General features: G+C 44.0%; 13 protein-coding genes. 6 read left to right on the top strand and 7 right to left on the bottom strand.

Going from position 1 to position 14,456, the window contains the following annotated elements; genetic code table 11:
* The first annotated feature begins 1 nt into the window (after nt 1).
* Together hisF and hisIE are read left to right on the top strand one after the other, a co-directional pair.
* Nucleotides 2-754, top strand: coding sequence for an imidazole glycerol phosphate synthase subunit HisF (gene hisF, locus GKO22_RS14675; RefSeq protein WP_166336330.1), 753 nt, complete (start codon nt 2-4; stop codon nt 752-754).
* Nucleotides 751-1,371 (top strand): bifunctional phosphoribosyl-AMP cyclohydrolase/phosphoribosyl-ATP diphosphatase HisIE, encoded by a 621-nt coding sequence (hisIE, locus tag GKO22_RS14670; protein ID WP_166336328.1) that lies wholly within the window; start codon nt 751-753, stop codon nt 1,369-1,371. The genes hisF and hisIE overlap by 4 nt, the downstream gene beginning before the upstream one ends.
* Nucleotides 1,372-1,377: 6 nt before the next feature.
* Here hisIE and GKO22_RS14665 read toward each other — a convergent pair whose 3' ends face one another.
* Nucleotides 1,378-1,560 carry a hypothetical protein gene (locus GKO22_RS14665; RefSeq protein WP_166336326.1) on the bottom strand — a complete coding sequence of 61 codons (183 nt, stop codon included), beginning with the start codon at nt 1,558-1,560 and terminating at the stop codon, nt 1,378-1,380.
* A gap of 110 nt (nt 1,561-1,670) precedes the next feature.
* Between GKO22_RS14665 and GKO22_RS14660 the strand changes: the two genes are divergently transcribed.
* The gene (locus GKO22_RS14660; RefSeq protein ID WP_166336324.1) at nt 1,671-2,570 is read left to right on the top strand and encodes a WD40 repeat domain-containing protein; all 900 of its coding nucleotides are present in this window, start codon (nt 1,671-1,673) and stop codon (nt 2,568-2,570) included.
* Here the strand turns inward: GKO22_RS14660 and GKO22_RS14655 are convergent.
* From GKO22_RS14655 to dacB, 4 genes are all read right to left on the bottom strand, one after another.
* Nucleotides 2,567-3,052 (bottom strand): GAF domain-containing protein, encoded by a 486-nt coding sequence (locus GKO22_RS14655; protein WP_166336322.1) that lies wholly within the window; start codon nt 3,050-3,052, stop codon nt 2,567-2,569. The two genes, GKO22_RS14660 and GKO22_RS14655, sit on opposite strands and share 4 nt — an antisense overlap.
* A 40-nt stretch (nt 3,053-3,092) precedes the next feature.
* Nucleotides 3,093-3,677, bottom strand: coding sequence for a Holliday junction branch migration protein RuvA (gene ruvA, locus GKO22_RS14650; RefSeq protein WP_166336320.1), 585 nt, complete (start codon nt 3,675-3,677; stop codon nt 3,093-3,095).
* 16 nt (nt 3,678-3,693) lie between these two features.
* A complete protein-coding gene (locus GKO22_RS14645; protein WP_166336318.1) occupies nt 3,694-5,970 on the bottom strand; it encodes an NADP-dependent malic enzyme in 2,277 nt (758 codons plus the stop codon).
* Nucleotides 5,971-6,040: 70 nt separating this feature from the next.
* Nucleotides 6,041-7,453 carry a D-alanyl-D-alanine carboxypeptidase/D-alanyl-D-alanine endopeptidase gene (dacB, locus tag GKO22_RS14640; RefSeq protein WP_166336316.1) on the bottom strand — a complete coding sequence of 471 codons (1,413 nt, stop codon included), beginning with the start codon at nt 7,451-7,453 and terminating at the stop codon, nt 6,041-6,043.
* A gap of 157 nt (nt 7,454-7,610) precedes the next feature.
* Here dacB and GKO22_RS14635 point away from each other — a divergent pair, with 157 nt between their 5' ends.
* Nucleotides 7,611-8,738 carry a hypothetical protein gene (locus GKO22_RS14635; protein ID WP_166336314.1) on the top strand — a complete coding sequence of 376 codons (1,128 nt, stop codon included), beginning with the start codon at nt 7,611-7,613 and terminating at the stop codon, nt 8,736-8,738.
* A 70-nt stretch (nt 8,739-8,808) separates the two neighbouring features.
* Here the strand turns inward: GKO22_RS14635 and GKO22_RS14630 are convergent, their stop codons facing one another.
* Together GKO22_RS14630 and GKO22_RS14625 are read right to left on the bottom strand one after the other, a co-directional pair.
* The gene (locus GKO22_RS14630; protein ID WP_166336312.1) at nt 8,809-10,584 is read right to left on the bottom strand and encodes an aminopeptidase P family protein; all 1,776 of its coding nucleotides are present in this window, start codon (nt 10,582-10,584) and stop codon (nt 8,809-8,811) included.
* Nucleotides 10,585-10,615: 31 nt separating this feature from the next.
* Nucleotides 10,616-11,674, bottom strand: coding sequence for an Mrp/NBP35 family ATP-binding protein (locus GKO22_RS14625; RefSeq protein WP_166336310.1), 1,059 nt, complete (start codon nt 11,672-11,674; stop codon nt 10,616-10,618).
* A gap of 126 nt (nt 11,675-11,800) precedes the next feature.
* On the opposite strand from GKO22_RS14625, the gene GKO22_RS14620 reads away from it, so the two are divergent.
* Nucleotides 11,801-13,870: a transglycosylase domain-containing protein gene (locus tag GKO22_RS14620; protein WP_166336308.1), complete on the top strand. Its 2,070-nt coding sequence runs from the start codon at nt 11,801-11,803 to the stop codon at nt 13,868-13,870.
* Nucleotides 13,871-13,881: 11 nt separating this feature from the next.
* Entirely contained in the window at nt 13,882-14,454 is a 573-nt protein-coding gene (gene hpt, locus GKO22_RS14615; protein WP_166336306.1) for a hypoxanthine phosphoribosyltransferase, read from the top strand.
* Nucleotides 14,455-14,456: the final 2 nt, after the last annotated feature.

Below are 14,456 nucleotides of genomic sequence, written 5' to 3'. Positions count from 1 at the left end.
TATGCTCGCAAAAAGAATCATTCCCTGTTTGGATGTCAAAGATGGACGTACCGTAAAAGGCGTCAACTTTGTCGATCTGCGTGATGCGGGCGACCCCGTAGAGTTAGCGTGGCAATATTCACAGCAGGGAGCGGATGAATTGGTGTTTTTGGATATTACAGCCACACACGAAGGTCGCAAAACCATGATCGATTTGGTGAAATCCGTTGCTCGGCAGGTGAATATTCCTTTCACCATCGGTGGAGGCATCAATGAATTAAAGGATGCCGATGCTTTGTTGGCTGCTGGTGCAGATAAAATCTCCATCAATTCTGCTGCGGTACGCAATCCCAACTTGATTGACGAATTGGCCAAATCTTTTGGAAGCCAATTTGTGGTTGTAGCGGTCGATACACGTCTAGTTGATACACAAAATTTAGTGCACTTGCGTGGTGGTCGCGAACAAACGGACATCATCACCGAAGCGTGGATCAAAGAAGCAGAAAGTCGAGGAGCAGGGGAGATTCTGCTTACATCGATGGATCACGATGGCACAAAGAATGGATTTGACGTATCTTTGCTTTCTAAGATTAATGCTGCGATCAATATACCGTTGATCGCTTCTGGAGGCGCAGGTAATGAACAACATTTTGTGGATGTATTCCAACAAAGTGGCGTAGATGCCGCGCTGGCAGCATCAGTATTTCACTACGGAGAAATATTGATTCCAGACTTAAAAGACATACTAAGGAAAAACCACATCGTGGTTAGATGATTAAAAATCGAAGGGATATACAGGTTATGCAAGAAGTAGATTTTTCAAAAGGAGATGGTTTAGTTCCGGTAATTGTGCAAGATGCGCAAACGTTGGAAGTACTGATGTTGGGTTATGTGAATGAGGAAGCATGGAAGAAAACCCAAGCAGAGCGTCGCGTCACCTTTTATTCGCGTAGTAAACAAAGATTGTGGACGAAAGGCGAAGAAAGTGGAAATTTTCTAGAAGTGCAGGATCTACATGTAGACTGTGATCAGGATACGATTTTGATCAAAGCACTTCCTGCAGGGCCAACATGTCACACAGGAAGTCGCAGTTGTTTTAATACCGATCACAATCAAAATTTCCTTTTTGAATTAGAGCGCGTAATTCAGCAACGCATCGATTTCCCTACCGAAGGATCTTATGTGAATAGCCTGCGCCAAAAAGGATTGAATAAAGTCGCGCAAAAAGTAGGCGAAGAAGCCGTGGAAACGGTTATTGCAGCCTTGGCAGAGACGGAACACGACTTCATCAACGAATCATCTGATCTAGTATTCCACCTGATCTTATTACTCAAAGAAAAAGGTTTGGGCTGGCGCGAAATTGCTGCGAACTTGGCTTCTCGCCATAAGTAATCTCAGCTAGTGCATAATATTATTTTTCCGTCGGCGCAGCGTGAACACCTGCGCCACGATTCCGATCGTACATATAAGCATATTGAACAGAAGGGCTTTGATACCGATCTGTTCGGTCAAGAAGAAATATAGAGCGACGACAGCTAGTATGCTGAAGCCAATAATAATCACTACAGAAACCTTTTTCATCACATGGAAGCTTTAGTAATCGTACATCTATTATCGTAGTACGGTCAAGAATACTACAGCTAAGCGCTTGAAATTGTTTTTGTCGAGAACGAAGCCGTATCTTTACGGCTATGCCAGATGTCTCATTACTTCATACGCTTCGCGGTCATCAAAATCCTATTTTTACGCTAGCAGTAGCTGGTCATCACACCTTGTTTTCGGGTGGCAACGATAAGGGAGTCGTGGAGTGGGACTTGCAGACCATGCAGTTCCGACGGATTTTGTGCGCGGTTTCGCATTCTGTATATGCGCTTCATCGGATTCCAAATACAGATTTGCTGGCGATTGGTTTGCGCTCTGGGGAGATTATGATCGTCGATTATGTAGAGCAGAAGTTAGTGACCAAAATGAAGACAGAATCCGGCGCCGTATTTGCATTACAAGCTCTGCCAGAAAAATCGGAATTGATTGCGATAGGCGAAGAGGGCGTAGCTTATGTATACGATACGGTGTATTTTAAGCTTTTGTATCGGTTCCGCGTATCGAAAGAGACCGTGCGTACTATTGAAATCGATTCAGCAAAATCCACCGTATATTTCGGGGACAAATCCGGTGCGATCTACCAATATGATAGTGCGCAATACGAACTAAAGCAGCAGATTTTAGTACACAAGATGCCGGTAACGAGTTTATGTGTTGTCGGCGAACAACTATTTTCTGGCGGCAGAGATGCCAAGCTATACCAATTGTCTACCGCTGATTTTGCCGTACAACACGAAATTACGCCACATATGTTTACGGTATATGGGATTGTGGCCAATGCCGATCAAACACAGATCGCGACAGCGAGTCGCGATAAAACCTGGAAAATCTGGGATCCAAAGAGCTTGACTTTACTCAAAAATGTGAGTGTAGATCGGGGTTATGACAGCCATTTCCTGTCGATTAACAGTATTCTTTGGCAAGATCACAAGATCTTTACGGCAGGTGATGATAAGATGATCAAGGTGTGGGAACTAACGGCAGACTAAATTGTAGAAGCCGCTGTCAAAATGGTAATCATTTCTTGTAAATACTGCGCATCTACCTCGTCAAAGCTATTTAAGTCGGCGCTATCTACATCTAGAACGCCAATACAATTGCCTTCATGGATCACAGGAAGGACAATCTCCGAGCGTGATAGGGAGCTGCAAGCGATATGTCCAGGGAAAGCGTCTACATCAGGTACAATGATCGTTTCGGCCTTTGCCCAAGCCGTGCCACATACGCCGCGATTGTGCGCAATGCGCGTACAAGCTACTGGTCCTTGAAACGGACCTAATACCAACTGCTCTTCTTTTACCAAATAAAAGCCCACCCAGAAAAAATTAAACTGCTCTTTTAAAGCTGCAGCCAAGTTTGCCATATTCGCTACAAAATCAGCCTCGTAGTCGATCAATGCTTTGATCTGCGGAACTAAGGCTTGATACTGCTCTTCTTTAGTGCCTGTTGCACGTGTTAAATCTTCTGCCATGTCGGAATCAGATGTGATATGTATAGTAGAGAGGATGTAATTATAGTTTCTTCAGTGCGGCCTTGATCAAGCTTTCCACAGAGTGATCTTCCGTCGACAGCAAAATTTGTTGCATGACCTTTTCTACTTGCGGTTTCGGGAATCCCAACATGATTAATGCCGAGTTGGCCTCTTCATGCGCCGATTGCGCAGGAACGTGATCCAATAACAGAGCATTTGGCCCTTCTTTTTTCAACTTATCCTGCAATTCTAAAATTACACGTTGTGCCGTTTTTGGGCCAATGCCTTTAATCCGTTGGATCACGGCAACTTGTCCTTGTACGATCGCTTGTTGGATCTCCTCTGGCGTAATGGAAGAAAGCATCATCCGTCCCGTGTTGGGCCCAATGCCAGAAACGGAAATCAAGTGATTGAATAAGTGCCTTTCGCTTTCTGTGGCAAAGCCATACATAGTCTGCGAGTCTTCGCGTACTTGAAAAGAAATGAACAGCTTGCAGCGTTCTACTTCTTTGATCTGGCTAAACGTGGTTAAAGATATGTGCACATGGTAACCCACGCCACCCACGTCAATAATGACGTGGGTAGGGGATTTCAATACCAGTTGTCCGTCGAGATACTCGTACATAGTTTTTCTTAGAATATTAGTTTTCTCTGGATTGTGCGTCTACCACGGCAATTTTTACCATGTTGACAATCTCACGCACCGAGCTATCCAACTGCAAGACATGTACCGGCTTATTCATACCTAATAAAATAGGGCCAACTGCTTCGGCTTCGCCTACTTCTTGCAACAATTTGTATGCAATATTACCCGACTCTAGGTTCGGGAATATCAAGGTGTTTGCTGCTTCGCCATTCAATTTACTGAACGGGAAGTTGGTGTTCAACATCTCTTTATTCAAGGCGAAGTTCGCTTGCACATCGCCATCTACAATAATGTCTGGAGCTTTGTCATGTAAGATTTTTACTGCCTGACGCACCTTATCAGCTACGCGACCTTCGGTCGAGCCAAAGTTGGAGTACGAAAGCATCGCGATGCGAGGTGTAATATTAAAGCGCTCTTTCACCGCGTTGTTTACCAAGATGGTGATTTCCGCTAGATCTTCCGGACAAGGGTCTTCATTTACTGTGGTGTCGGCCAAGAAAATAGGTCCTTTCTTCGTTAGCATCATGTACATACCGGCTACACGGCTTCCTGGTTTTGCACCAATCACTTGTAAAGCAGGGCGAATTGTAGTCGCATAACTGCGGGTCAATCCAGAAATAAAAGTATCCGCTTGACCAAATTCGACCATTGACGCTGCATAATAGTTGCGATTGCCACGGATCAATTTTTCAGCTTCTAAGCGGCTGATGCCACGACGCTGGCGTTTGGTATACAGGTGATCCACAAATTGCTTAAACGTATCTGTTTTTACTTGTTTGCTAGGATCGATGATTTGTGTGCCGTCCAGTTCAAAAGCATATTCTTCAATGATATGACGAATGCGCTCTTCGTCGCCCAACAAGATCGGAATAGCAATGCCTTCTTCTTGCACGATTTGCGCTGCGCGTAATGTTTTGTAGTTATCTGCTTCGGCAAATACGACGCGTTTCGGATTGTTCTGCGCGCGGGCAGACAGCGTCCGCATGATGCCATCATCTTTACCTAGACGCTTGCGTAATTCTGTTTTATATTCATCCCAATCTTCAATCGTTTTGCGAGCTACGCCAGACTCAATCGCAGCTTTAGCCACTGCAATGGATACCTCGGTAATCAAGCGTGGATCGGTCGGTTTAGGGATTACGTAATCCTCACCAAAACGAAGGTTATTGGTATTATATGCTTGGTTTACTTCTTCCGGAACAGGTTCTTTCGCCAATTTGGCAATAGCGTGTACCGCGGCGATTTTCATTTCTTCGTTGATCGCTGTTGCGCGTACATCCAATGCGCCACGGAAGATGTAAGGGAAACCTAATACATTATTTACTTGGTTAGGGAAGTCAGAACGACCCGTTCCCATGATGATATCATTGCGGGTTGCGCAAGCTAGATCGTATGCAATCTCTGGGTTCGGGTTAGCCATCGCTAATACGATTGGTTTAGCCGCCATAGATTGAAGCATTTCTGGCGTCAAAACATCCGCAGCAGACAATCCGATGAATACATCGCTATCTTTCACCGCATCGGCTAAGGTTGTGATATCGCGATCCGTTGCCCATTCCGCTTTGCTAGGATCTAAGTTTTCGCGATCACTGCGAATAACTCCTTTGCTATCCAACATCACGATATTTTCTTTTTTAGCACCTACCGCGATGTACATCGCGGTACAAGAAATTGCGGCAGCACCAGCGCCGTTCACCACAATTTTTACTTGGCTAATATCTTTTTGCTGTAGTTCACAAGAGTTGATCAAGGCAGCACCAGAAATGATGGCAGTTCCGTGCTGATCATCGTGCATCACCGGAATGTTCATTTCCGCTTTCAGTCTGCGCTCAATCTCAAAACATTCTGGAGCTTTGATGTCCTCTAGATTGATACCTCCGAAAGTTGGCTCTAAGGCTTTGACGATTTTAACAAACTCATCTACATTCTTCGTGTCCAATTCTAAATCGAATACGTCGATGTCGGCAAAGATTTTAAACAACAAACCTTTTCCTTCCATCACCGGTTTGCCGGCTTGTGCGCCGATGTCTCCTAATCCTAATACGGCAGTACCATTAGAAATAACCGCGACCAAATTACCTTTGGCGGTGTACTTGTACGCATCTTCGCTGTTCTCGGCAATCGCCAAACACGGCTCTGCCACTCCTGGTGAATAGGCTAATGATAAATCCCGCTGTGAACTGTGAGGTTTGGTAGGGACTACCGCAATTTTGCCCGGACGACCGGATGAGTGGTAACGTAACGCGTCCTTTTTTCTATTTGAACTGCTCATTGAATTCTGTTTTGATGTATAAGTTTATGTTTGTGGGTACAAATCTATTATTATTCCATGACTTCGAGAACTATTGTTTTAACACGTTTAGTAATTTGAACATGCGCTGACGCATACTCGCTGTGCTGCCTTTGTAATTATTGACAAAAAGAGTGAAAGTCAGCGCTTGACCAGCCTTGCAAGTCTGAAAACCGCTGTAGCCGAGCACGCCGCCAATCGTGCCACTTTTCATTTTCATTTGGTTGATCGTGGGCAGGCTTTTGTAGAAATCAGCGTACCACGGCCTACCATAAGCATACTGCATGATGCGGTTCATCGCATTGGCCGTCACGCGATTTGCGGGCGATAATCCAGAACCATCTAGCATGCCTAGATCCACGGTAGGAATGCGCAAGGTTTTGTTCCAGTGCGCAATCACATAATCGGCGCTTTCCGCCGTGGTTTTCACCTTTTTCTGCTCGCATCCGATGGTTTTCATTAAGGCTTCGCCAAATAGGTTAATGCTTTTGTGATTGAACCAATAAATGATCTCCGCCAATGCGGGCGACTGATGCGTTGCAATGGTTTTACCAGTAGATGCTACGTAATTGTTTAGTTTATATGCAGAAGCCGCCAAGCCATCTACCAGCACACCTTCCTGTACAAGATTCGCTTTCAAATCGTGTGCAAGCTGATAGGCCGGATCCGGAATAGAGATCTCAATCGTTTTATTCAGATCTTTGCCATAACTACCTTTTAAAAGGATGGAATTGGCGTATGGTGTAGAAAAACCAAATACCTTGTCGCCTGTGCCCGCATTTCCGGTAGTCACTTCATTGCGAATGGTCAGATAACTCAAATCCACTGATAATTTTTTGATGGCCGCTGGTTTGCCAACCGCCGCAGGCGAGAAAGTAATGCCCGCTTTATTCTCTTTCCAATTGAGTCCCGAAACACCAGCGCCGTAATAATTACCAATGTCTGCCGCTGGCCAACCCGTCGGCACTTGATTACCGTCGAATATAGTATCATCACCAATAATACGACCGCGGATACGTTTTATGCCCAATTGCTTAATCGCAAAAGTCCAATTATCTAAGATGTTTTGTGCTTGCGTAGAAGCATAGCGATCGCTGCCCAAAGTCGGATCGCCGCTGCCTTTTATGGTGATATCACCATCGAGGTTTCCCATCTTATCGATTGTACCAGTATAAGATATCGTGGTGGTGTATTTATAATTGGAGCCTAACAATTCAAATGCTGTAATGCTCGTAATAACCTTTAAGGTCGACGCAGTAGCCATTCCAGTATTCGCTTGATGCTCAAATACGATCTGTCCTGTTTTTGAGTCGGTGACCATAAAGGCGGCCTGCTGTGTCGTCAATCCACCTTCGCTTCGAAATTGATTGAAGGCTGTGGAAATTTTGCTGCTTAAGTTTTGTGCTTGCGTACTACTGAAGGCTAGTATAATAGAAAGGAGAAAAAGTGATTTTAGCTTTGGCATAAAACAAATATCGGGATAAGGTCTGATGTTATAATTTTTTTAGTGCTTCTCTTTATTTTTATTGTTGAATACACAATTTTGGGATTTATAAATTTACATATGTGAATGAAAATTATTAACTTTAAAACTTCTACTAACTAGCTATTTAATCTTATTCATGAAGTACTTTGCCCTTTCCCTAAAAATTTCGACCGTTATTGCTTTATTTCTTTTTGTATCGTCATGTTCCAAAGACGTACCACTTGAGCCAGAAAATGAGCCAGAGAACCAAAGTTCTTGGACGATCGATGAACGCTTTGTTTATCAGGATAAAACGCAATTGTACTCTGTTAAAATAAGTGATAAATTAGCTATGATAGGGCCGTATGGTTACACCACGCTCCATCAATCGGAGCAAGCCTCACCCCAAGAAATGAATGACATACAGCGGTATGCAATCTATTTTCGTCCATCTGTTAGTGTAAAATTGCCAATAAGTGATCGCTATTTTGTGGGTGCTAGTATGCAAAATAGCGCAATATTGTTTATCAATTCCGACCATCCTGTCAGTAGTGGACTTACAGCCAGTTTAAACATTCGAAATGTCGATCCCGATTTTATCGAAATGCTATCCATTCACAGTCATTATGGAGAGTCTATGGCGATTAATAATCAAAATCAGACTTTGATGGCGTATAGGGCTACGAGTACCAATCATTCTACCGTGAAATTACTTCTTGTAGACGTTGATCCAGGTGGGGAAGGACCGGGCATTCCAACTTTATTGAGGATCCGTAGTACAAAAGTGATTGTCTTAGACGATAGAGAGCATTATGGTTTTGATATGATCGAAGCTGTAGACGATCATTTTTTAGTTTCTTCTCAGACGAAAACACTTGTGGTAGAAAAAGATGGTAGTTATCGTTCGGTACTGGATCGTGCACTCCTACGCGTATTTAAGCATAATGATAAGTTGTATGGTTTTGGTCGCGACGGTAAATTTTATCAGTCTTCTGATAAGGGCAATAGCTGGAAGAGTTCTTTCGAAGTAGAGCGGTTTTTAAGCGACGTTAGCTTTACGCACGTGGAGGATCAATTAGTAGGTTATCGATATGGTCAAGTGTGGAAGTTTGATTTTAACGATTCTGGTTATGAAGTGGAAGAACTGGTGAATACTGGACTGGTTGGAAATTTGATTACTTCCCTTAACGAATTTGACGGAAAAGTATATGTTACTACATTGTCCGGGGTATACTACAAACCTTTAGAACAATTTTTCGAGATCAAGCCAAAGGAGAGTAACTAGATACAATGTGATTAAAAGGATTTAAAAAAAACAAATGGCCGTAAGATTTTGTCTTACGGCCATTTGTTTTTTAGATTTTCGCTGTTTTCTCTTTCAACCAAGCTGCTTCTTCTTCTGTGAGCAGTGGTGCTAGCTGATTGTACGTCCAATCGTTATATTGGTTGAGCCAGTCAATGTGTTTTTGATCCAACAACGAGGTGTTCACCAAGTCAGTGGCGATATAGCAAATCGTTAACGTTTCAAAATCCATGAAATCACCAAACTCATTATGCGATAAGTTACGGCTCAATACCAAGTTTTCGATGCGAATACCATACGATCCTTCGCGGTATAAGCCCGGTTCTATCGAAGAGATCATCCCTTCTTCGATCGCGACATCCACATTCGATGGGTTTAATACTTGTGGTCCTTCATGCACATTCAGGAAGAAACCCACACCATGTCCAGTCCCATGTCCATAATTGCGCAACGTTTCCCAAATCGGACGACGTGTAATCGCATCAATCTGATAGCCACGTGTGCCTTGCGGGAAAACAGCCATAGATCCTTCGATCAATCCTTTTAACACAATGGTATAATCTTCCTTTTCTTCCGAAGTGATGTTTCCTAAAGAAACGACACGTGTAATGTCGGTCGTGCCAGAAGTATATTGGCCACCAGAATCTACCAATAACAATCCGCTCGGTTTTAGCGTAGCATCACTTTTTGGCGTCGCTTTGTAATGTGGTAAAGCGCCATGCTCCAAATATCCGGCAATAGTATCGAACGAAATATCTACAAAACCATCCTGCGCTGCACGAAATGATCGCAGCTTCTCAGATATGCTAATTTCTGTGAGATTTTCAGTGCCTACATTCTCCTCCAACCATTTGAAGAAGCGGGTGAGCGCTGCACCATCTTTCAGCATCGTTTCGCGCGAAAAGCTTACTTCGGTTGGGTTTTTCACCGCCTTCAAAAACGTAGAAGGATTCGTGTCTTCCAACACTTTGACCGATGCCGGAATACTTTCATAAATGGCATAGCAAGTACGTTTCGGATCGATCAGGATCTGTTCTACAGCCAGTTGCTGAATAGCAGCATGTACGCTGTCGTATGGTTTTATATCAATGCCTGCGGCATTCAGCTCCGCTTGATCGGCTGCCGACAATTTGGTGTTGTCAATGAATAATGTCGCGCGCGCTGCTTCAATGATCAAGAAACCGAGAACTACTGGATTGCAAGGCACATCGTTACCCCGAATATTCAACGTCCAAGCCAAGTCATCTAAAGAAGAAATGATGTGCGCCTGTGTATGGAGTTTCTCCATCTTGAGGCGAATCGCGGCAATTTTACTAGCCGCATCTTGTCCGGTCGTATCTGGATGAATGAGGTAAGCAGCATCCGTGGGGAGCAATGGCCTGTCTTCCCAAGCGGCGTCTAATAAATCTATACCGCCATCGATCGCGACACCCAATGGTTCTAACTTTTCTTTGATGGTTTTTGCCAAAAGAAGTGAAGTCAGATTACCATCGAAAGCAACAGTATTTCCTTTGCTGAATTTTTCGGCCAGCCACTCTACATATTCTGCTTTGTGCTGTATTTTGAGTTTTACCAACTCAAAACCAGTATCTACGAGCTGTTCGCGTCCTTGCACGAAATAACGTGCATCGGTCCATAATCCAGCAAAATCTTGTGTAATCACCAACGTACCTGCCGATCCGGTAAATCCCGAAGTCCAAGCAATCGCTTTGAAGCGATCAGGAAGGTATTCACTAATATGTGGATCTGCCGAAGGAATAATATAGGCATCTATGCCGCGCTCCGCCATGGATTCGCGAATAGCCGCCAGCTTTTTAATGTGTTCCATATGTGATGTTGTTTTGTGCTAAAAAATCTACTTAGGTGTTTGCCAGAATAGATAATTCTTGCGCCACACGGCCAGCGATCTGTCCGTATGCTGCTGCCACCGGTTCCTGATCGTCCAACAAAATCGGGAAACCATTGTCGCCCGCGTCTGCTACTGCTTTCACGAGTGGTATTTCGCCTAAGAAAGGCACGTTATTTTCGGTAGCTAATCGCTTGCCGCCGTCTTTTCCAAAAATATAATATTGTTTATCTGGCAGTTCTGCTGGTGTGAAATACGACATATTCTCGACAATGCCCAGAATAGGCACATTAATGCCTTCCATACGGTACATCGCCATTCCTTTGATTGCATCCGCTAACGCAACGTGCTGCGGAGTCGTTACAATCACTGCTCCAGAGATCGGATAAGTTTGTGATACGGTAATGTGAATATCACCTGTTCCCGGCGGCATATCGACCACCAAGTAATCGATCTCGCCCCAATCGGCATCATTGAAAAGCTGTTTGATCGCAGAAGTCGCCATCGGGCCGCGCCATGGAATCGGCTGATTAGGATCTGTAAAGAAGCCAATGCTCAACAATTTCAATCCGAACTTTTCGATCGGAAGGATTTTGGTTTTTCCGTCTGCGGTTTGCGTGGATTGAGGCTTCGCGCCTTCCAAGCCAAACATAATCGGCAGCGAAGGGCCGTAAATATCGGCATCAAGCAAACCAGTACGTGCACCTTGTTGGCTTAGCGCTAAGGCTAGGTTGGCTGCGACGGTAGATTTGCCAACTCCGCCTTTACCAGAGGAAACCAAAATAATATTTTTGATGCCCTTTAATTGATTGCTGTCGGCAGCGATCACGCGGGAAGTCATGTTGATGTCCACGGCAATCTCTTTGGAGACAAATAAGCTAATGGCGTTGCGACAAGCGTGCTCGATATGCCCTTTGAGCGGACAAGCAGGCGTCGTCAAAACGACATCAAACCGGATTTTGTTGGGAAGGATCTCTATATTTTGGATCATGTTCAGCGTCACGAGATCCTTTTTTAAATCAGGTTCTTCGACGTGACCCAGCGCATGTAGAATTTGTTCTTGCGTAATCATTATCTTTCGTTGGAGCTACAAAGCTAAATAATGCGGTGCATACTCTTGTCATTTGGATGTTTTTAATGTTTTTTGTCTATTTTTAACCCGTACTTTCACATCACATTACCCGAAGAAATTCACGTTATGTTTGCAAAGAAGATTCCTATCACCACGCAACAGAAAAAATGGTTTTTCATTTCTCTGGCTGCTTTGTTGCTCTTGCTGGCGATTGGCTTTATCTATTATTTTTCGGTGCGTCAAGGTTTGTTGGACCGCGCAATGAGTCGCGCGCAAAAACAATTAAAGGATGAGTACGGACTCAGGTTGCACGTGGAAGATTACGGCTTCGCCGGATTAAGCACCGTAGCGCTGAAAGGCGTGACGGTGATTCCAGATTCTGCGGCGCAGTTAATGGCGGTGGAGCAATTGCAGGTTTCTGTTGAATTTTGGCCTTTATTGCGTAAGCGGATCAAACTCGATGCTGTAGGGATGGATCATGCTTCGTTGACCATGGTAAAAGAAGGTGATCGCAGCAACTACGACTTCTTGTTTCTTAAGAATAATGCTGCTACAAAAGATACGACCACCACTAAAAGTAGCTTAGCGCAAAAGGTAGATCGGCTAATCCGCCAGGCATTTGATAAGATTCCATCCAACCTAGATCTAAATGAAGTGCATGTGACCTATCAGGATAGCTCGGGCGTGCAAGGATTACACGTTCCCGAAGGGAAAATGCGTAATGGGCGATATGATGTGGATGTATTCTTGAATGAGGTCAGTGATAAATGGAATCTCAAGGGCCAGATAGATAGCGACGATGAAGAGTTTAGCGTAACCGTCACGTCGGATCGCCCAGATATGGAAGTGCCTTTTTTACGTAGTCGATTGGGATTGGCAGTGCGATTTAAAGCGGTAACTTTTGATCTGAAAGAAATCAAACGACATGGCAAAGATCAATTGAAATTATCCGGAAATTGGAAAGTCGAGCAATTGCAGGTACAACATCGCAGATTGTCCGAAAAACCCATCGTCGTACCGCAGGCATCAGCCGAAGGTGGCTTTTTATTAGCTGAAAATGCCGTTGAGCTGTTGGAAAACTCCTCAATTAAAGTACACGATTTTGTCGTGAAGCCAAAACTTAAATATACCCATACACCGAGCAAATTGCTGGAATTGTCTGTGAGCACGGGGCAATTTGCGGCACAAGATTTCTTTGATGCGATACCCAATGGTTTGTTTGAAACCTTGGAAGGTATTCAGGTGAAGGGCAATATTGCTTATCAACTGGATTTTAAAGTGGATTTCGACAATCCAGAGGATTTGGTGTTTCGCTCGCAGATGGATGATCGCGAATTGCAGATTGTGCGTTGGGGAAAGGCCGATGTGGCTGCGCTGAATCAGCCATTCGTTCACGGCGTGTATGAAGATACCAGCAAACTGCGCGATATCGTAGTCGCACCGTCCAATCCAAACTTTCGGAATCTGTCCCAAATCGCGCCGATCTTGCAACGTACGGTATTGAATACAGAAGATCCGTTTTTCTACAAACACCACGGTTTTGAAGAAGAAGCTTTCAAGCTATCCATCGTAACCAATATAAAGGAACGCGCCTTCAAGCGTGGTGCCAGTACCATTTCCATGCAACTGGTGAAAAACTTATACTTAGACCGGAATAAAACGATGACCCGTAAGTTCGAAGAAATTGTGTTGGTATGGTTGATGGAACGTTCGAAAGTAGTCAGTAAAGATCGCTTGTTTGAAATCTACCTCAACATCATCGAGTGGGGCAAAAATATATATGGTATTACCGAAGCGGCGAATTATTACTTTGGAAAAACGCCTAATGAACTAAATATTGGTGAAAGTTTGTTTCTTTCCAGCATCATTCCGCGACCAAAAACTGGTTTGTCATCTTTCGATTACACGGGGCATTTGAAACCATGGGTACGTCGGCATTTTAATACCTACGGTTATATCTTGTCAAAACTGAATCAGCTCCATGATGTGGAAGTGCCCGAAGCATATGGTTTTTATGGCGTTACCTTGCAACCAAACCTGCGGCCACCAAGACCGTATGGTGTCGTCGATTCTATACCCTCTTCGGATGATTTGCATGATCTTATTGACGGCATCGATGCAGAGGAGCAACAGCGCCGTAGTTTGATAGAACGCTTGTTTGGTAAAAAGGAGCAAGAAGAAGTAGAAGAAGAATAAACCCACAATAGATGAATAATCATATTACCATTGACGATCTGGATTTTGAATTGCTGATCGATAATGACCAAATTCTAAAAAGTACCCGCCTCATCGGTATCGATATCAACGTGAAGTACGAAGGTAAAATGCCGGTCTTTATCGGTGTGCTAAATGGTTGTTTTATGTTTATGGCGGATCTGCTAAAGCAAATCACGATTCCTTGTGAGATGTCTTTCGTGAAGCTTTCTTCTTACCACGGTACAGAGCAGCAAGACGTGAAAGAATTGTTAGGCTTAGAAATGGATTTGCGCGGGCGCCACATTATCATTGTAGAAGACATTGTAGATACCGGCAATAGCTTGAAGCATACGATGGACGCTTTGGAAAAGTTAGAGGTGCAATCCATCGCAGTGTGTACCTTATTGATCAAGCCGTCTTGTGTGGAGTATGAGTTTGACAATATCCTATACACCGGTTTTGAAATCGAGAAGGAATTTGTCGTTGGCTACGGTCTGGATTATAATGGCATGTGCCGTAATTTGATGCATATCTACAAACAAGTGCCACGGAACGAAGAAGAAGCTAACCGCGAAGCGGAATAAGC

It is taken from the genome of Sphingobacterium chungjuense, assembly GCF_011316935.1.
In the GTDB taxonomy this organism is placed as follows: Bacteria; Bacteroidota; Bacteroidia; order Sphingobacteriales; family Sphingobacteriaceae; genus Sphingobacterium; species Sphingobacterium chungjuense.
Note: the sequence above shows the minus strand (reverse complement) of the source record. Positions and strands in the feature narration are given on the sequence as shown.

Bases quoted from the DNA above. Each gene is read 5' to 3' on its own strand.
- dacB (WP_166336316.1), bottom strand. From the start codon at position 7,453: ATGCCAAAGCTAAAATCACTTTTTCTCCTTTCTATTATACTAGCCTTC.
- GKO22_RS14645 (WP_166336318.1), bottom strand. From the start codon at position 5,970: ATGAGCAGTTCAAATAGAAAAAAGGACGCGTTACGTTACCACTCATCC.
- GKO22_RS14665 (WP_166336326.1), bottom strand. From the start codon at position 1,560: ATGAAAAAGGTTTCTGTAGTGATTATTATTGGCTTCAGCATACTAGCT.
- GKO22_RS14620 (WP_166336308.1), top strand. From the start codon at position 11,801: ATGTTTGCAAAGAAGATTCCTATCACCACGCAACAGAAAAAATGGTTT.
- ruvA (WP_166336320.1), bottom strand. From the start codon at position 3,677: ATGTACGAGTATCTCGACGGACAACTGGTATTGAAATCCCCTACCCAC.
- GKO22_RS14660 (WP_166336324.1), top strand. From the start codon at position 1,671: ATGCCAGATGTCTCATTACTTCATACGCTTCGCGGTCATCAAAATCCT.
- GKO22_RS14625 (WP_166336310.1), bottom strand. From the start codon at position 11,674: ATGATTACGCAAGAACAAATTCTACATGCGCTGGGTCACGTCGAAGAA.
- hisIE (WP_166336328.1), top strand. From the start codon at position 751: ATGATTAAAAATCGAAGGGATATACAGGTTATGCAAGAAGTAGATTTT.
- hpt (WP_166336306.1), top strand. From the start codon at position 13,882: ATGAATAATCATATTACCATTGACGATCTGGATTTTGAATTGCTGATC.
- hisF (WP_166336330.1), top strand. From the start codon at position 2: ATGCTCGCAAAAAGAATCATTCCCTGTTTGGATGTCAAAGATGGACGT.
- GKO22_RS14655 (WP_166336322.1), bottom strand. From the start codon at position 3,052: ATGGCAGAAGATTTAACACGTGCAACAGGCACTAAAGAAGAGCAGTAT.
- GKO22_RS14630 (WP_166336312.1), bottom strand. From the start codon at position 10,584: ATGGAACACATTAAAAAGCTGGCGGCTATTCGCGAATCCATGGCGGAG.
- GKO22_RS14635 (WP_166336314.1), top strand. From the start codon at position 7,611: ATGAAGTACTTTGCCCTTTCCCTAAAAATTTCGACCGTTATTGCTTTA.